The 17,906-nt window shown below is 69.8% G+C and carries 15 protein-coding genes and 1 pseudogene; 7 read left to right on the plus strand and 9 right to left on the minus strand.

Annotated elements, in window-relative coordinates; genetic code table 11:
* Positions 1-48: 48 nt before the first annotated feature.
* The 3 genes from ACIPWY_RS11640 (at position 49) to ACIPWY_RS11650 (ending at position 4,720) form a co-directional block, all read left to right on the plus strand.
* The gene (locus tag ACIPWY_RS11640; RefSeq protein WP_401532924.1) at positions 49-2,244 is read left to right on the plus strand and encodes an MMPL family transporter; all 2,196 of its coding nucleotides are present in this window, start codon (positions 49-51) and stop codon (positions 2,242-2,244) included.
* The gene (locus tag ACIPWY_RS11645) at positions 2,241-3,137 is read left to right on the plus strand and encodes a hypothetical protein (RefSeq protein WP_401532926.1); all 897 of its coding nucleotides are present in this window, start codon (positions 2,241-2,243) and stop codon (positions 3,135-3,137) included. The genes ACIPWY_RS11640 and ACIPWY_RS11645 overlap by 4 nt, the downstream gene beginning before the upstream one ends.
* Before the next feature lie 386 nt (positions 3,138-3,523).
* Positions 3,524-4,720 carry a lactonase family protein gene (locus ACIPWY_RS11650; RefSeq protein ID WP_401532929.1) on the plus strand — a complete coding sequence of 399 codons (1,197 nt, stop codon included), beginning with the start codon at positions 3,524-3,526 and terminating at the stop codon, positions 4,718-4,720.
* Between the two features lie 91 nt (positions 4,721-4,811).
* Here the strand turns inward: ACIPWY_RS11650 and ACIPWY_RS11655 are convergent, their stop codons facing one another.
* From ACIPWY_RS11655 to ACIPWY_RS11685, 7 genes are all read right to left on the minus strand, one after another.
* On the minus strand, positions 4,812-5,486 hold the full coding sequence (locus ACIPWY_RS11655) for a 4'-phosphopantetheinyl transferase family protein (RefSeq protein WP_401532931.1): 675 nt from the start codon (positions 5,484-5,486) through the stop codon (positions 4,812-4,814).
* Between the two features lie 94 nt (positions 5,487-5,580).
* Positions 5,581-6,405 carry a BTAD domain-containing putative transcriptional regulator gene (locus tag ACIPWY_RS11660; protein ID WP_389542467.1) on the minus strand — a complete coding sequence of 275 codons (825 nt, stop codon included), beginning with the start codon at positions 6,403-6,405 and terminating at the stop codon, positions 5,581-5,583.
* Positions 6,406-6,434: 29 nt separating this feature from the next.
* Entirely contained in the window at positions 6,435-7,277 is an 843-nt protein-coding gene (locus ACIPWY_RS11665) for a UbiA family prenyltransferase (protein ID WP_401532933.1), read from the minus strand.
* A gap of 207 nt (positions 7,278-7,484) precedes the next feature.
* Positions 7,485-8,198 carry a response regulator gene (locus ACIPWY_RS11670; RefSeq protein WP_393701815.1) on the minus strand — a complete coding sequence of 238 codons (714 nt, stop codon included), beginning with the start codon at positions 8,196-8,198 and terminating at the stop codon, positions 7,485-7,487.
* Positions 8,161-9,153 carry an ATP-binding protein gene (locus tag ACIPWY_RS11675; RefSeq protein WP_362902358.1) on the minus strand — a complete coding sequence of 331 codons (993 nt, stop codon included), beginning with the start codon at positions 9,151-9,153 and terminating at the stop codon, positions 8,161-8,163. The genes ACIPWY_RS11670 and ACIPWY_RS11675 overlap by 38 nt, the downstream gene beginning before the upstream one ends.
* A gap of 347 nt (positions 9,154-9,500) precedes the next feature.
* Complete coding sequence (locus tag ACIPWY_RS11680) at positions 9,501-10,217, minus strand: MerR family transcriptional regulator (protein ID WP_362902360.1); 717 nt, start codon at positions 10,215-10,217, stop codon at positions 9,501-9,503.
* 389 nt (positions 10,218-10,606) lie between these two features.
* On the minus strand, positions 10,607-11,194 hold the full coding sequence (locus tag ACIPWY_RS11685; RefSeq protein WP_362902362.1) for a molybdopterin-dependent oxidoreductase: 588 nt from the start codon (positions 11,192-11,194) through the stop codon (positions 10,607-10,609).
* A gap of 218 nt (positions 11,195-11,412) precedes the next feature.
* On the opposite strand from ACIPWY_RS11685, the gene ACIPWY_RS11690 reads away from it, so the two are divergent.
* Positions 11,413-12,336 (plus strand): LysR family transcriptional regulator, encoded by a 924-nt coding sequence (locus tag ACIPWY_RS11690; RefSeq protein WP_362902364.1) that lies wholly within the window; start codon positions 11,413-11,415, stop codon positions 12,334-12,336.
* Between the two features lie 109 nt (positions 12,337-12,445).
* Positions 12,446-13,621: an NAD-dependent formate dehydrogenase gene (locus tag ACIPWY_RS11695; RefSeq protein WP_362902366.1), complete on the plus strand. Its 1,176-nt coding sequence runs from the start codon at positions 12,446-12,448 to the stop codon at positions 13,619-13,621.
* A 63-nt stretch (positions 13,622-13,684) separates the two neighbouring features.
* On the opposite strand, the gene ACIPWY_RS11700 is transcribed toward ACIPWY_RS11695, so the two are convergent.
* Both ACIPWY_RS11700 and ACIPWY_RS11705 read right to left on the minus strand, forming a co-directional pair.
* Positions 13,685-14,398, minus strand: coding sequence for a M24 family metallopeptidase (locus ACIPWY_RS11700; RefSeq protein ID WP_393701821.1), 714 nt, complete (start codon positions 14,396-14,398; stop codon positions 13,685-13,687).
* Between the two features lie 214 nt (positions 14,399-14,612).
* Positions 14,613-15,040: pseudogene (locus ACIPWY_RS11705) on the minus strand (VOC family protein).
* Positions 15,041-15,342: 302 nt separating this feature from the next.
* On the opposite strand from ACIPWY_RS11705, the gene ACIPWY_RS11710 reads away from it, so the two are divergent.
* Together ACIPWY_RS11710 and ACIPWY_RS11715 are read left to right on the plus strand one after the other, a co-directional pair.
* Positions 15,343-15,894: a hypothetical protein gene (locus ACIPWY_RS11710; protein ID WP_393701823.1), complete on the plus strand. Its 552-nt coding sequence runs from the start codon at positions 15,343-15,345 to the stop codon at positions 15,892-15,894.
* An 846-nt stretch (positions 15,895-16,740) separates the two neighbouring features.
* The gene (locus tag ACIPWY_RS11715) at positions 16,741-17,061 is read left to right on the plus strand and encodes a hypothetical protein (RefSeq protein ID WP_362902372.1); all 321 of its coding nucleotides are present in this window, start codon (positions 16,741-16,743) and stop codon (positions 17,059-17,061) included.
* The last annotated feature ends 845 nt before the right edge of the window (positions 17,062-17,906 follow it).

Below are 17,906 nucleotides of genomic sequence, written 5' to 3' on the forward strand. Positions count from 1 at the left end.
GACATAGAAGTTCGCCACACGCCATTTGATTGATTCAGGGAGACAGAAGTGTTTGCCGCTATCGGAAAGTTCACCGCGCGGCGCCGGAAATGGGTCGTCATCGCGGCAGTCGTCTTCACGCTGTTCGCCGGCGTGTGGGGTACCGGGGTCTTCGGCTCGTTCACCGGCGGCGCCGGCTTCGACGACCCGGCCAGTGAGTCCGTCCAGGCCGACAAGGTCCTCGACGGCCCGCTCGGCCGCGAGTCCAACGACCTCATCGTCCTGTACGAGTCGAAGGACAAGGGCGCCACGGTCGACTCCTTCGGCACGGCGGTCCGCGCCGCGCTCGACGACGTCCCGCGCGCCGGCATCGCCCGCCTCGACTCGTTCTGGCACCCGGGCAGCCAGGACCCGAGTGCGTACGTGTCAAAGAACAACCAACAGACGTACGCCACCGTCCAGTTCACCAGCGACAACGACCAGGACCAGGTCGAGGCGCTGGGGAAGATCAAGGACGACTTCGCGGCCGACGGGGTCACCGTCCGCTACGGCGGCGTCGCCGCGATGACGGAGCAGGTCAACACCCTCACCGGCTCGGACATCGCGCGCGCCGAGATGCTCTCGGTCCCGCTCCTCCTGATCCTCCTGGTCCTGATCTTCCGCAGCGCCATCGCGGCGCTCCTGCCGCTGGCCGTAGGCTCGTTCGTGGCCCTGGGCTCCTTCGTCGTGCTCCGCGTCCTGACGATGTTCACGGAGATCTCCAGCACGGTCATCAACGTCATCACGATCCTCGGCCTCGGCCTCGCGATCGACTACGCGCTCTTCCTCGTCAACCGCTTCCGCGAAGAACTCCACGCGGGCGCCGACGTCGACACGGCAGTCGAGCGAGCCACCGCGACGGCGGGCCGCACGGTCGCGTTCTCCGGCGTCGCCGTAGCGATCTCCTTCGCGGGCCTCGCGTTCTTCCCCTCCCGCTTCCTGTCCTCGATGGGGTACGCGGCCGTCGCCGTAGTCGCGTTCGCGGTGGTCGGCTCCCTCACCCTCCTGCCCGCCCTCCTGCGCTACACCGGGCACAGCATCGACAAGTGGCGCATCCCGCTCGGCGGCGGGAACCGCGCCCCCAAGCCGGAGAAGGAAGGCCGCTGGTACCGCACGGCCCACGCGGTCATGCGCAAGCCGCTCATCTCCTCGCTCGCCATCGTCGCCGTCCTGGTGGGCCTCGGCGCACCGCTCCTGGGCGTCAACTGGGCACGCCCCGGCGAATGGGTGCTCCCCTCCGACGCCGACGCGAAGGTGGTCAGCAAGACCCTTGCCTCGGACTTCGAGACAAATCCCGCACAGATCATGACGTCGGTCGTCCAGGGCGCCACCGGCCCCGTGGACCGCGCCGAAGTGACGGCCTACGCAGCCGAGTTGGCCAAGGCCGACGGCGTAGCCTCCGCGACGCCGACAGCCTTCGAGGGCAACGACGCGCGCATCACACTCCGCTACACGCCGGACGCCATGTCCGACGCCGCACAGAGCATGGTCCACGACCTGCGCGCCACGGCGCCCCCGTCCGGCGCGGACACGCTCCTGACCGGCATGCCGGCGTCCCGGGTGGACATCGTCGGCATGATCGGTGAACGCCTCCCGTGGATGGCCCTGTTCGTCGCAGTAGTGTCCTTCTTCGTCCTCTTCCTCGCCTTCGGCTCCCTGCTCCTCCCGCTCAAGTCGGTGATCCTCAACCTCCTCTCGCTCCTCGCGGCGTTCGGAGCGATCAAGTGGATCTTCCAGGACGGCCACCTCTCGGGCCTCCTCGGCTTCGAGCCGATCGGAGCGGTGGACGCGAACTTCCCCGTCCTGGTGGTCGCGATCGCGTTCGGCCTCGCGATGGACTACGAGGTGTTCCTGCTCTCCCGCGTCCGCGAGGAGTGGGAGGTGAGCGGCGACCCGATCGAATCGGTGGCCCTCGGCGTCCAGCGCAGCGCCAAGATCATCACCAGTGCGGCGCTGCTCCTGGTCGTGGTGGTGGGCGGCTTCATGGCCTCCTCGATCCTCTTCATGAAGATGATCGGGGTCGGCCTGGTCATCGCGGTCCTCGTGGACGCGACGATCGTACGAGGCCTGCTCGTACCCGCGACGATGGCGCTGCTCGGCAAGTGGGCCTGGTGGGCACCGGCCCCGCTGGCCCGCTGGTGGTCGAAGTACGGCTTCCGCGAGTCCTCGGCCCCGCCGCCCCCTCCGGCGCCCGCCCCGGCGCCGCGTACCGAGGCGCTGCGGTGACGTTGCCCTCCACAGGGCGGGCGCGTGAGGCGCCCGCCCCCCGAACCGGGACGGCCGGCAACCCCGGTCCGGCCGTCCCCTCACCCGCGCCGCGCCCCGGCCCCGTCACTCCCCCGTCGGCGGCACCCCGGGGCGCGGCGTCCCCCCACACCGACGACCGGCTCACGCTCGCCGCAGTCGTGGCGGCCGGCGTCACCGCCGTACTCGCCGCGCTCTTCGGCGACTGGGGAACCTGGTCCGCGCCCCTCGGCGACGGCCTGCCCGGCTTCCCCCTCGCGTGGGGGGTGACGGCAGGACCGCCCGTCGTACTCGTCGCCCTGGCAGGCGTGTTCGTCGCCTGGGCGGGCGCGCCGTCCTTCGCGCGTACGTGGGCCCACACCGCCGCGGGACTGGCCACGGCCACCGGACTCCTGGCCCTGCTCCGGCTGCCCGTAGGCCCCGACACCACCTGGGCGGCGCTCGCCGAGGCCTCGCACGCGGGGCTGTTCGGCGTACTCGCGGGCTGGGCGCCGGCACTGGCCGCTCTCGCGGTCACCCGACGGCGAGCTGCCGGACGTACGGGACTCACCCCGTACGTCTGGGTCACGGCCCTCACGGCAATGGCGCCCCTGATCCTCCTCGTCGCCGGAACGGTCTGGAGCAGCCCGGACCACGCGGCCGTGTGCACGGCGACCGAGTGCATCAGCCCCCGAGCGGGCCTCCTTTTCACCGGAGAGGTCACGCTGCGCCTGGCGCTGCCGGCCTGGGCGGCGGCGATCGCCGCGCTGGCGGCGGCCCGCCGAGCCCCCCGCTTCCGCGCCCTGCGCCCGACCTGGCAGATCCTCCTGACCCTGGCAGCGGCGGCCCTGACGGTCCTACTGGCACCGGGCCTGCTCCTGGGAGCCAAGATCTGAGGACCGCCCCACCGACCGGCGGGACAAACCGGAGAACCCCACGGACCGTCGTGCCGCGCACGGGACATGGCCGGGGACAGCGAAGTTCCACCGGACGGTCAGGCGCCGATGAGACGGGAGGGGCGTGGGGGCATGTGCGCGCGGAGCCACCAGCACCACGTACAGGCAATTCGGCTCGGCAGCGGGGACCCGTAGAACAGCGAGCACGTACATGCCCCCACGGCCCCGCACCCGACAACACACCGGCCGAAGACAGCCCGCCGCAGCTCACGATGCCGAAGCCAGCACCCCACCACTCGTCTCCCCTCACGCTGCGCCCACCATTCCGACCTCACACCGCCCCACCCCACCCCGCCACGACAACGGAGAAACGGAGACCTCGAACCATGAACGCGACGCCGCCCCGCCCAACCCGCCGAACGCTGCTCGCAGCATCCGCGGCCGGAGCCGTCGCCGCGCTCGCCTGGACCGGGGCCACCGCCGCCGCGGGTGACGCCCCGCGCCCCCGCGCCCGGCGCGCGTACATCGGCGGTTTCACCCTCGGCGAGTACGGCCTGCCGGGCCTCCCCGGCATCGGCATCGCCCGGGTCACCGCGGCCGGCCGGCTCGAACTCACCGGCTGGCAGCGGGACATCGTGAACCCCTCCTACCTCACCCTCTCCCCGGACCGCCGCCACCTCTACGCCGTGAGCCAGCGCCCCGAAGGCGCCACCGGATCACTTCACGCCTACCGCGTGGACGGCGACCAGCTGCGCCCCCTGGGCCGCCCCCGCTCCAGCCACGGCGCCGCCCCCGTCCACCTCGCCGTGCACCCCGCGGGCCGCTTCCTGCTCACCGTCAACTACGACTCGGGTCACCTGGCGGTCCTGCCCGTACGCCCCGACGGCTCCCTCGGCGAGGCCGTCCAGGTGCTGCGCCACCACGGCCACGGCCCGCACCCGCGGGAACAGCGCGGCCCCCACCCGCACATGATCGCCTTCGACCCCGCGGGCCGCCGCGTCCTGGTCCCGGACAAGGGCAACGACCACATCTACGTCTACGACTTCGCCGCCGGCACGGGCCACCTCCGGCTCGCCACCCGGACCCACGTAGGCCAAGGCATCGGCCCGCGCCACCTCGTCTTCCACCCCGGCGGCAAGCTGGCCTACGTCACCAACGAACTCGGCCACTCCGTGACCGTCCACGCGTACGACGCGGCCACCGCCCGGCTCATGCCCGTCTCGCACGCCTCCGTGGCCCCGCCCGGCATCGACCCCCGCAACGCGCCCTCCGCAGTCCACCTCACGCACGACGGGGACATGCTGGTCACCGCAGACCGGGGCCTGGACACGGTCGAGTCGTTCCGGGTGGAGAACGCGGGCCGCACCCTCACGCTCCTGGCCTCGCAGCCCGTCACCGCGAAGGCGCCGGGCACCCGCTGGCCCAGGGACGTGGCCCTCGACGCGTCGGACCGGTTCGTCTACACAGCGAACCAGGCGGGCCAGTCCGTGAGCGCATTCCGCCTGGACCCGGGCACAGGCCGCCTGGCCCCGGCGGCGCCGCCGCTCCAAGTGGCCAGCCCCAGCTGCGTACTTCTGGCATAGACCGCAACACGACACGACACGACACGAGCAAGGGGCGGCTCCCAGACCCGGGAACCGCCCCCACGCGCATTCACCACTCACCGCAGCCGACTCACGGCCGCCACTGCACCACAGCCACTGCGGCGTCAGCCCGGCCACTGGCCACAGACGCCGCATAGCCGTCGGGCGAGCGCACGCTCCGTACGAACCACTCGTGCCCCGACCCGGGCACACGCGCCGCCCGCCAGGTACCGAAGACGTGCCCGGTGTAACGCGGCGGCGTCCGGCTCAGCCCCGTACCCGCGGCCTTCACCAGCGCCTCCGCGCGCGTCCACTGCTCGAAGCCATGGGTGTTGCGGCCGCCCTGGACGCACGGGATCCGGCTCCAGTCCATGTCGGCCCTGACCCGCTCGATGTCGACGCCGACGGGCACGTCGGCCGAGTCGCCGACGGCGATCAGCGCGTACGCCGCCGAGTGGGACAGGCTCGCCGACAGCGTCGTCCCGTCGGGCGCGAACGGCACGGGCTTGCCGTGCCCGTCGTCACCGCAGCGCGCGCAGTACCGGCGGAAGCCGACTTCGGCGGGGCCGACCCCGAGAGCCTGCCCGAGCACGGTCCGGAACACGTGGTGGACAGCCAGGTACCGCATCCGGTCACCACCTCGCCGGAGCCGCGCGAAGCGCTCACGCTCGGCGGGGCCGAGAACGCCGTAAGCCTCTTCATGGGGAACGGCGGAGGCAGCCGCGGCGATGGGGACGCTCCAGATCCGGATCAGCCCGGCACTCACCGGACCGCCCACCGCCCCCCTCACGAAACCGCCCACCGAACCCGAACCGACCCCGAACCGAACCCCAACCGATCCCCCACCGGAATGACGCCGCTCACGCCGCAGACCCGCCCGCCAGGATGTGATGCTGAAGCTGCCGCAGGTCCTCGGAGGGCTCCAGGCCCAGCTCCTCGGCCAGCACGGCCCGTACGTCGTGGAAGGCGCGCAGCGCGTCCCCGCGCCGCCCGCACCGGTGCAGCGCGTCGATGAGGCGGGCGTGCAGCCACTCGTTGAGCGGGTCCACGGCGACGAGGCGGCGCAGCTCGGGCACCAGCTCGCGGTGGCGGCCGAGCCCCATCGCGGCCTCTATCCGCAACTCCTGGGCGCGCACGCGCAGTTCCTCGATGCGTGCGGCGTGCCCGGCGAGTACGCGGCCGTGGCCGACATCCGACAGGGTCCGCCCGCGCCACAGCCCGAGCGCGGTGTCCAGGCGTTCCAGCGCCTTCTCGCGGCGCCCGGCACGCAGTTCGGCGCGCCCCTGCCCGTACAGGCGGGTGAAGTTCTCCAGGTCGAGCCGGCCCGGCGCGGTGCGGAGGGAGTATCCGGTGGCCTCGGTGGTGATGACGTCGCGTACGGCGCCGGCGCCGAGCTCGCGCTCCAGTTCCTGCCGCAGGTGGTAGACGTGCGTGCGCACGGTGCTGACGGCGGTGGGCGGCGGCGCCCCGTCCCAGAGCTCCTCGACGAGCGTGTCCACTTCGACGATGTCGTGGGCGCGCACGGCCAGCAGGGCGAGCAGCTTGCGCACCTTGGGCCCGCGCGGCCGGTGCGTCACGCCGCCGCCGACGGCCTCCAGCGGGCCGAGGATACGGAAGCCGACGCTCCCGTCGGGTTCTGCGGCGGTGACGCCCGGTATTCGGAAGCGGGCCTGGGTGTCGCTCATCGTGGGTCCCCCGTTTCTGTCGGAACTGCTCATGCGATGGGCTGGGCGAAGGTGACCAGATGCGCCGCGTACTGGGTGACCATGAAGATCCGGTACGGCAGCCGGCGCCGCCCCCGCGAGTCGTCGCGGCGGGCCGTGAGCGCGGCGGTGCTCAGCGCGAGCGCCCCGCACAGGACCACGCCGGCGGGCGCGAGCAGGCCGTACGTGGCGGTGGCCACGGCGCACACCAGGAGCGCGGCGCCGATCCCCACGGCGCTCACCGACACGATGAGTGCGGTGACGGCGCGGCCCCAGACGACGGTCCAGTTGCGCCGGCCGTGCTTCGCGTCGCCCTCGGCGTCCGAGAAGTCCTTGGCCACCGCGCCGACCATGCCCATCCACAGGCACATGGCGGCCGAGAAGGCGAGCAGTGCGGGGGACAGGGGCGCGGCGCCGCTCAGGGCGCCCGCGGCGTAGGTGAGGGCGCCGCTGGCCACGACCACGGCGATGGTGCCGGGGGTGCGGCTCTTGAGGGCGAGGCCGGGCGCGGAGTACGCGTACCCGAGCAGCAGCATGCCGGCGGTGACCAGGAACATCAGCGGGCCGAGGAAGGCGCCGCCGGTGAGGGCGAGGGCGGCGAGCGCCCAGGCGGTGGTGCGGGCGAAGCGTACGGGCAGGGCGCCACGTGCGACGGGCCGCACGGAGGCGTTGGCCCGGTCCTCGTGGATATCCGTGACACCGTTGTAGAGATAGGTGCATGCGACGGAACAGAACCAGACGGCCGCGCCGAGAATCAGTGACGGCCGACTTGTCAGGGGAGAAACGTAAGAATCGGTTCCGGCTGTACCAGCCGTACCGGCCACCAGGAAGCGCAGCAGAAAGATGACCTGCACGGCATACCTGGATTCCTGAGCGCACAGGACCAGGAGGCGGAACTTCCCCCGGGCACCGGCCGATTGTCCGGGTAGCGGAGTCGTGGTGGGTTTCAGGATTTTCGCAGGCGTCGCTATCGACATACCTGCGAATCTAATCCGAGTGGGGGAGAGGTGACAGACTCTCCATGGGCCACGGGGATACTCCCTAAGGTGTATCCCCGGGACTCAACCTTTCTGTGGTTGGGGTGAATTCACGTCACGCGCCCGGCCCTGCGGTCTTCTGATCAGTTGCGCGTCCACCGCTTTGTTAACAGCATCGATACGTGATACGGCGTTGAGTTTCTCGAAGATGTTGCGCAGATGTCGCTTCACGGTGCCCTCGGTAATACGCAGCCTGGTGGCGATCTGACGATTACTCAGGGCCGCGGCCGCCTGCGTGAGCACTTCTCGTTCCCGGGGAGAAAGGGTCTGCTGCGGCTCGCTGAATCCGGATTCCGGAATTCCGCTGCGGGGTACGGCGATCGTCACATGCGGATCGCGCGCCGCCGTATTCCGGATCGCCGACAGGAGCGACTCGCGCGGCACGCTCTTGTGCAGATAGCCGCGAGCGCCGCGGGCGAGCAGCTCCTGCACCAGCTGCGCGTCGTTGTACATCGTCAGCATCAGCACGTGCAGTTCCGGGAAGCGCTCCGTCAACTCACCGACGACGCTGGGCGCGTGGTGGTCGGGCATCTCGACGTCGAGCAGCACGACCTGCGCGCCCGTGCGCTCGACCAGGTCGCCGAGGCCCTGCGAGGTGTCGACGTCCGCCACGACCCGCAGGTCGTCCTCCGCGTCGAGCAGCTGGCACAGGGCGGTGCGCAGCAGGGAGTGGTCGTCGACGGCGATGATGCGGATCGGCTCAGCCGCGCCGGGCCGTCCCTCGTCCGTCGTCTGCATGTTCCTCCTCGTCCAGGGGGACGGACAGCTCGATGGCCGTGCCGTGCCCGGGAGCACTGTTGATGGTGAGCCGGCCGGCCAGGAGCTGGGCGCGCTCGGTCAGCGACGCGAGCCCGTTCCCCTCCCGCTGCCCCGGCACGAAGCCGATGCCGTCGTCGTGCACGGACGCCTGGACGCGACGCGCGTCGACCTTCACGTCGATGGTGACGCGGGAGGCCGAGGCGTGGGCCAGCGCGTTGCGCAGGCACTCGCGGAGCATGATGAACAGGTCGTCGCTGACGGCGCGGGGCAGCAGGTCGTCCGGGTCTTCGACGTGGATCTCCACCACGGGCTCGTCGATCGCCATGGCGCTGACGAACGCGGACAGGGCCAGCTGGAGCGAGCGGCAGGTGTCCGACCTGGTGCGCAGCTCGGAGACGATGTCCCGGGTGGTGTAGAGCGTCTCCAGGATCGCCCGCTTGAGGCTGCCGAGCCGGGCGTCCGACGAGGCGGAGTGCTGCGTGAGTTCGTAGAGTTCGAGCTGGCGCAGGGCGAGGCTGGCGGTGCTGCCGATCCGGTCGTGGATCTCGCGGGCCATGCCGTGCCGGCCCTGCTGGGCGGCGTCACGCACGACGTCGAGCAGGAAGAGGTCGTATCCGCTCGACCCTTCCTCCAGGCGCCGCGTGATCGCGGACTGCAGAATCGGCGGCACCTTCATCAGGGAATGCTCGGAGCCGGGCCGGTCCGCGAAGATCCGTCCCAGGAACTCCATGGTGACCTGGAAGAACATGGATCCCGCGCGGACCGAGTAGACCGGCGGAATTCCCTGTGAGATCCGGGCGCCGCCGAGACGCCGGGTCTTCTTCGTGAGCTGGGGGTTGAGCGGCGCCTCGGTGCCGTACCGCAAGGCGTGCACGCATTCCCCGAGAATGTGCTGGGCCTGCTCGCGGCACGATGTCCAGGCTTCTTGATCCATGCCGAGCGGATTCTTCTGCTCGAGCAGAGCACGCCGGTAGGCGTCGATCAGTTCCGATTCCAGCGCCTGTAATTCCGCAGCGAGCGTCGCGCCTTCAGGATCCGGAGTCCTCCCCCGGATTTCCTGCGGCGATGCGTCGTGCACCTGTCTTTCCCCCCGTCGATACCCGTCGCCGCTTCCAGGTCCCGACTACGTTGTCAAGAGGGAAGACGGTTCGAAGATCGGTTTGAGCATGCCTCGTTCCGTGACGGGGTGTCAAGCGACATCGGGGTTACTTCCCCGTAGGGGAGCCACCTCCAACTGTGGTTATTTACGGGCCTGCTAACAACTCAATACACGCGTTGTCGTCAGCTTTCCCGGGCGCCGTCCACGGCTTCGTCACGAGCGGAACGCGCAGGTTTCCGACCTGTCGCGTCCGCGCTCCCGCCACGGGACGTATCGCCTGTTTCGGCCAACTTCTGTGCCGAGCACGAGAAATGTTCGTGAATCAACCGACGCAGCGCGGAAAGCGCGACGTCGCCGAGCACGGTGCCGGACACCATGCTGGCCGCGGCGCTCTCGGGGTCGGGCTGCCGGCGCAGCAACTGCACCTCGATGTCGACGACCCGTTCGAGCGCTTCCGCGTATGTCTCGAGGAGCCTCGGCAGATCATGCTGTTCCAGCCATTCACAGGTGACCAGGACCTGAGTGAGCGTCTGCCAGGCCGGATTGTCCGGGCTGACCTGCCACGAGCGCTGCTCGGCGAGCGCCGTGGTCCGCTCCCTGGCCCGCTCCCACTCGCGGTCCTGCGACATGGATCCGCGCGCGGGCAGCGCGTACTGGACCTCGCCGAGCAGCTCGTGCAGCGGCGGCGAGGTGTCGATCCGTCCGACGATCCGCCGGATCGCCGCGGGGGAGAGCCCGCCGACGTCGAGCAGGGTCCGCACGAGCGCCACCCGGCGGACATGGGACTCGTCGTACTCCTCGGACTCGTCCAGGGCCGGCAGGAGGTTCATGCGCAGATAGAACCTGAGCATGCGGTCGGGGACGCCGGTCCGGCGGCTCAGATCGGAGAGCTGCGGCACGTCTCACTCACCTTCGGGCCAACTCGGCCGAAAAACCGTGTACTTCGGGGTGTACGGGCGGGTCCGGGCGGAATCGCGAGGGGAATCAGCGGGACCATACGCAGCTTCGGAACACCGGCACAAGACGCTCCGAGTGAACGCGCTCACCACTACAACCAAGGGAGTAGCCGCGCTGCGCCCTGAGGCCGGACCGCGCGGCCCCCTCGGGCGCGCCGGTGTGTCACTGGCGGGGGTGACGGGCGGGCCGGTCGGCGCGCTGTGCGTCCGCCCTGAGTGGCGTGCTGTGCGTCTGCCTTGAGTGGCGTGCTGTGCGTCTGCCTTGAGTGGAGTGCTGCGAGTCCGCCCTGAGCGGCGTTGCACTGCGCAGTGACGTGACGTGGGGTGGCCCGTTACTGCTCGTCGTCTTCCTGGTAGGAGTAGCGCTGGCCTGCCCAGGGGTCGGCGACCTTGTGGTAGCCACGCTCTTCCCAGAATCCGCGGCGGTCCTGCGTCATGTATTCGATGCCGCGCAGCCACTTGGGGCCTTTGTAGCCGTACAGGTGGGGGACCACGAGGCGGAGCGGGAAGCCGTGTTCGGCGGTGAGCGGCTCGTCGTCGTGGTGGCTGGCCATGACGGTGGTCTCGGCGGTGAAGTCGGCGAGGCGGAGGTTGGCGCTGTATCCGTACTCGGCCCAGGCCATGACATGGGATACGCCGGTGGCGGGCGGGGCGAGGTCGAGCAGGATGCGGGCGGGTACACCGAAGAAGGTGTGGCCGGTGGTGCTGGTGCCGGATGCGCAGTGCAGGTCCGCGCGCACGGTGACCTTCGGCAGAGCGGCGACCTCGTCAAAGGTCCAGGAGTAGGTCTGTCCGCTCGCGGTCGCGCCGAAGACCTTCAGGTTCCACCGGTCCTGGCGGAAACGCGGCACCGGCCCGTAGTGCGAGACGGGCCACCCCCTGGCCAGTCGTTGGCCCGGCGGCAGCATCCCTTCCTTCATGACCAGCCCCATCGTCTCTATAGACCGCAGACCGCAGACCGCAGACCGCAGACCGCGGATCAGCAGACCGCAAACCGTAGATCGCAAATGCAAGGCCCAAGCCTATGTCACACCCATAAGCGCGACCATTTCTGGGCGAAGTGGCTGGAATATGCGATGGCGGTCGCCATAAGGTGCAGCCACCGAACCTGGCCCGGCCTCGACCACCTGGGGGAAGCGTGCTGCGGCAACTGGAATACCTGGTCGCCCTCGCGCGCGAACAGCACTTCGGCCGGGCCGCCGCGGCGTGCTTCGTCTCCCAGCCCTCCCTGTCGGCCGGCATACGCAAACTCGAGGGTGAGCTCGGCGTCCCTCTCATCCGCCGGGGCGCCCGCTACCAGGGTCTGACCCCCGAGGGCGAGCACGTGCTGGTGTGGGCGCACCGCATGCTCGGTGAACACGCCGCCCTGCGACAGGAACTCACCGCTCGACAAGGCGAGCTGACCGGGACGCTGCGCCTGGGAGCCATCCCCACCGCACTCACCGTCGCCTCGTTGATCACCACTCCGTTCTGCGCCCGGTACCCGGGGGCGAAGGTGAGCCTGGAGTCGTTGTCCTCGCGCGACATCATCCGTCGCCTCACCGGCCTGGAGATCGACGCCGCGTTGACCTATCTCGACGACAGCACCCTGCGCGACGTCCAGCGCCTCCCGCTCTACGAGGAGCGGTACGTGCTGCTGACGCCGGCCGACGGGCCGCTCGCCGACCACACCGAGGCGAGCTGGGCGCAGGCCGCGTCCCTGCCGCTGTGCCTGCTGGCACCGCGCATGCGTAACCGCCGCATCCTCGACGAGAACTTCGCCGCCGAGGGCGCCATGGCGAGCCCCGCCGTCGAGTCCGACACCGTCGCCGGCCTGTACGCCCACCTCGCCGCCGGCTCCTGGTCCAGCGTCGTCTCGCACGCCTGGCTGCACATGTTCGGTGTGCCCGAGGGCAAGCAGGTCGTGCGCCTGACCGGCCCGGCACACGGCCCCCGGGTCGGACTCGCCGTCGTGGACCAGCATCCTCAGCCGCCCACGGTCCGCGCCCTGCTGGCCGTCGCCCGCGAGGCGGGGGTGCGTGAGTCCCTGGACGCCCTGCTCCACCACCACCTGCGGTCATAGTCAACTCCTCATGCTCATAGGACAGTTCGCTTTGACCGTGGGTGCACCCGGCGCCGATCGTGAGGGACATCCCGCCCGTCCGCCCCCCTCCCAACGAGGAGCCGTGACCATGGCCAAGGTGCTCTGCGTCCTGTACGACGACCCCACCGACGGATACCCCGATACCTATGCCCGCGACGATCTGCCCCGCATCGACCGGTACCCCGACGGCCAGTCGGCGCCCACGCCCCTGGGCGCCGACTTCACGCCCGGTCACCTGCTCGGCAGTGTCTCCGGCGAACTCGGTCTGCGTACGTTCCTGGAAAGCCGCGGCCACACCCTCGTCGTCACGTCCGACAAGGAAGGCCCGGGCAGTGTCTTCGACCGCGAACTGCCCGACGCGGACGTGGTGATCTCCCAGCCGTTCTGGCCCGCCTACCTCACGGCCGACCGTATCGCCGCGGCCAAGAACCTCAAACTCGCCGTCACCGCCGGCATCGGCTCCGACCACGTCGACCTGGACGCCGCCATCGCCCACGGTGTGGCCGTCACCGAAGTCACCTTCTCCAACAGCATCAGCGTCGCCGAACACGTGGTGATGTCCATCCTGGCGCTCGTACGCAATTACCTGCCCTCGCACCAGGTGGCCCGGGAAGGCGGCTGGAACATCGCCGACTGCGTGGCCCGCTCCTACGACCTGGAGGGCATGCACGTCGGCACGGTCGCCGCCGGCCGCATCGGCCTCGCCGTGCTGCGCCGCCTCGCGCCCTTCGACGTCAAGCTGCACTACACCGACCGGCACCGCCTGCCGTCCGGTGTCGAGGAGGAACTGGGCCTGGTCTTCCACGAGTCGACCGCCGCGATGGTGCCGCACTGCGACGTCGTCACCGTCAACGCACCCCTGCACCCCGAGACCGAGGGCCTGTTCGGCAGTGAACTCCTCGCCACCATGAAGCGCGGCGCCTATCTCATCAACACCGCCCGCGCCCGCATCGTCGACCGCGATGCGGTCCGGCAGGCCTTGGAGAGCGGGCAGTTGGCGGGGTACGCGGGCGACGTCTGGTACCCGCAGCCGGCTCCCGCCGACCACCCCTGGCGCACCATGCCGCACCACGGCATGACCCCGCACATCTCCGGCTCCTCCCTGTCCGCGCAGGCCCGCTACGCCGCGGGCACCCGCGAGATCCTGGAGGCGTGGTTCGACGGCAAGCCCATCCGCGACGAATACCTCATCGTCTCCGGTGGCGCCCTCGCGGGCACCGGCGCCCACTCCTACGCGGTCAACGACTCGGCCGCGAACAGCTGAACCACCCGGCCCTCATCCAGCCGACCCCGGCGCGCAGGGCCGCCGGGGTCGGCCGCCCCTCCCTCAGGCCAGATCGAGCAACTGCTCGTAGAACCCGCCGAATCCACGGCGACGGTCCACGAAATGCAGCTCCAGGATCCAGTGACAAACCCGGCCGAGCCGGTCCGTACGGCGCAAGGGGGTGTCGTTGTCCGGCGTGATGTACGACTCGGCCTTCACGCCGTCGATGATCTCGTGCGGGAACTCCCCCACGAGATGGCCCGCGTGCCAGATGCCGATCTCCCAGCCCGCATCCGCCGCGAGCTTCTCCACCGCGCGGTACAACTGCCCGCCGGTGATGTCCCGGTCGGCGGCGAAGACGTCCCGCCCGGCATCGAAGATGCGCGGCAGATCCTTCAGCAGTCGGTGCTTGTCCGGATCGTCGCCGAAGACATACGTCCGGCCGAAGTCCGCCTCGTACTCCTCGAAGATCGGCCCAAAGTCCGCGAAGGCGACGTCGTCCGCCTCGATGACGCGGTCCGGCGGGTTCTCCCGGTACGGGGCAAGGGTGTTGACCCCGGAGCGAATGATGCGCTTGTGCCAGTGCTTGGTCGTGCCGAACATCTCGTTCGCCAGATCCCTGATGCGGTCACTGGCCTCGCGTTCCCCGACCCCCGGCACGACGATTCCACGGGCCTCGACCTCGGAGAAGAGAGCGACCGCCTTCTCCTGCGCGGCCACGAGCCCCGCCACGCGCTCGGTCTCCGTCGTCTGGACACGGTTTGCTTCCACTGACACGGCCCCCTAGCTCCTACGTCACGCCGACCTCCGGCGTGCGCATCTGCCATGTTATCGAGCCGATTAGTCCCGCATCTGCCTGATTCTCGGCGGTTTCCCATAGGTTGGTGACGCCGACACCGACCTTGAAGTGCTCCCGGGTGAGCCCAGGTCGCGGTGCGTACGGCTGTGGAGCGAGCGGATCCGGGCAGAACGAGAAGACGTTCGCGGGCCCTCAGTCGATACAGAACTCGTTGCCCTCGATGTCCAGCATCGGGATGCACGAGTCATTGCCGTCATACAGCGTTTGCACGTGCTCCGCGCCGAGCGGGACCAGTCGCGCGCATTCGGCCTCAAGTGCGGCGAGGCGCTCTTCGCCCACGAGGCCGGTACCGACCCGCACGTCCAGATGCACTCGGTTCTTGACGGCCTTCCCTTCGGGGACGCGCTGGAAGTACAGGCGCGGGCCCACACCTGAGGGATCACTGCAGGCGAACCACGAATCCCGCTGCTCAGGTGGCTGGGAGCGCTTGAAATCCTCCCAAGTGGCAAACCCTCCGGTGGCGGCGGCACGACGTACCCCAGCACCTCGCACCAGAACCGAGCGAGGCGCTCGGGTTCAGCGCAGTCGAAGGTGACTTGGAACTTCTTGATCGACGTCATCCGGTCACCGTATGGGCGCGTACTCCTCACCGAAACCCCCGACCACTGAAGGGGCAGGGCTGCCGTTGTGATCTCTCAGCGGGCCGCACGCCGGACGTGGACTTCACGACGCGACCACTGTCGTGTCACGAACGTGTCCTGAGAACGATCAAGACGAAACTGGGGCAGCCACACGACTGTCTGGGAGGACAGAAAGCCACACGGACGAACAGTCACATCGCCCGCAACTCCCTCACCCGCACCAGCTCATCCACCCTCCCGCTCCCCTGAGCGGCAGCCCCACGCAGAGGACAGGCACCAGCATGCGCACTCGGAAGATCTCGGTACTGACCATGACCGCAGTGGCCCTCGGCCTGGCGCTGACGGCATGCAACAGCGAAGGCGCCGACAACGCGTCCTCTTCCGCGAGCGGCTCATCGGCATCGGCGGCCACGAGCGCCCCGCGGTCCGGCACTGGGGACGGCAAGTCGTCGGGCACGCCCGCCAGGACCGACACGAAGTGCACGGACCAGCTCAACTACGCGGGCGACCCGCGCTCCAACGCCGAGATCAACTCCATCGGCGAGGACACAGGCACTTGCCCGCCGGTCCAGAAGTCGCCGACCGACACGAAGTGCACCGACCAGCTCAACTACGCCGGCGACTCCCGCTCCAACGCCGAGATCAATTCCATCGGCGAGGACAAGGGCACGTGCCCTGTGCCGCAGAAGTCCGACGGGGCGTCGGGTACGCCGAAGGACCCCGACACGAAGTGCACGGACCAGGTCGACTACGCGGGCGACCCGCGTTCCAATGCCGAGATCAATTCCATCGGCGAGGACACGGGCACGTGCCCGCCGGTCCAGCAGAAGTGAATTGCTGACCGTCCCTGAAAGCTGACCGTCCCTGAAAGAAGGAGCGCCGGGGCATGTCGACGGTGTGCCGGGGTGGGATCTACACACGGGCAGCACCGACTCTGGCCGTCGGGGGTGCCGAGCCACACGCGTTGTCCCTCGCGAGTGATCGCGAGTCCGAACGCCACGACGTGGGGGAGCCGGCGCCCGTCCTCACCTCGATCGTGCCGTCGATCGCGTCCCACAACTTGAGCGGTCCGCGCTGCGCGACGGCCCCCCCGCTCCTTGGAAGGTGCGGGTGGGGACACCGCTGAACTGCGCACTTCCGCTCGCGCTGTTGGCCGGCGAGCTCGCTGTTGACGGCGTTCGGGGCCAGGACAACACGCTGAACCGCAGCGAAGACGCGCTCGGCGGAGGCGTCTTGGAGCGTTGAGATCTCTGCTCCGAACCCGCCCAGGACGCCGTCGGTAGTAGTGATCAGACTCTCGGGGGAACAGTCCAGCCTCGACGGCTGCCTGTCCAGGGACAGTCCACGGGCGCTGATACCTACCCGCATGTGCCGGACCGGTGGTGCGGGACGAGTCGGGGGTGGGGGCTGCTGCTGGAGGTACCCGCGGAGAGGTGGTTCGTAGGGAGCGCGAACTCGGCGGGATCGTGAGGTGCAAGTTCACCCTGATGGACGGGGGAGCCACCGGTACGCGCGCGCGTGACGCCGACGCGCCATGGGTCGGTTCCCAATTCAACGATTTTTCGCTACATAAGGTGCCCTTGATGGCGAGTCGGACGTAACGGTTCATTGCGGGCGTGAACATGCATGTGTCCGACCCAGGCAGGCGCATCAGGCACCTGCCGTGAAAGGAGCATGGAATGCAGATTTCCCGTTTTGCTGCCGCGCTGGGCGTCGCGGGCGCCATCCTGGTGGGCGGCGCCACTGGCGCCAGCGCCGCCGCCGCGCCTCCGGTGGCCTCTCATGCCACGTACGACCGTGGTCACGACCACGGTGACGACTACAGGCGCGGCGACCACGACGGCCACCGGGGCCACCACCGCGACGGCCGCTGGGGTCACCACCGCGACGACCGTGACGGCCGCTGGGGTCACCACCGCGGCCACCGTGACGGCCGCTGGGGTCACCACCGCGGCCACCGTGACGGCCGCTGGGGCCACGACCGCTACGACCACCGCTGACCGTCCTTGGGGGTGCCCTTCCGCTGTCGGGAAGGGCACCCCTTCCGCATCCTCCACATGCCTTCGGTCGCATGGACACCCGCGGCTGGCGGAGATCTACGATCCGCTCGATTCCGACCGCTGGGATCTGGGCCCGCACATTGGCTCCGCAGAGGAGTTCAATGCCCGCCGGGTGCTGGACATTTGCCCCATGGCGAACATACGTGCATTGCGCATGGATGTACTGGGGTGGGATCTTCACGCGGGCAGTTGCCAGCTCGGGCCGTCGGGAGTGCCGAGCCACACGCTTGTCCATCGCGAGTGATCGTGAGTCCGAAAGCCTCGACGTGGGAAGAGTCAGCCGCTGTCCAGGCCTCGACCGCGTCCTCGATCGCGTCCCATAGCTTGAGCGGCCCGCGCTGCTCGACGACCCACCCCCGCGCTCTGCCGGACGGGTCCGGGCCTGTGAGCCCGTTGCGACGTCAATCTGCAAGGTGTCTGCGAATGCGCTGCGTGATGGCACGGCGAGTGAGATCGTCGACGAACGCCCATGGCCCGTTGGGGTGGCATTCCAGGAACCAACCACCATCGGCCGTTTGCGTCGAGTGCGAAGTCGAAAGCGCCGAAGTGACACAGGACTGAAAGAAGTGCGGGCACGCGCTGACGCGCTCGTCGGCGTAGGCCGCGTCCACGGCGCGGACCCACACCGTCCGATGTTCATGCCGTCGTCGCCGGGCACGTGCACCCGGCGAAGCGGCTTGTAGGCCGCCGGGCCGTGCTCAGCGACGAACCGGCGGACGTCGTCCGGCTGAGGGCGTGCCGCGGAGCGGGTGTCCGCGCTCGTGGACGGTCAAGGCGCTTGCTCT

The sequence above is a fragment of the Streptomyces sp. NPDC090032 genome (genome assembly GCF_044748025.1).
Classification (GTDB): Bacteria; Actinomycetota; Actinomycetes; order Streptomycetales; family Streptomycetaceae; genus Streptomyces.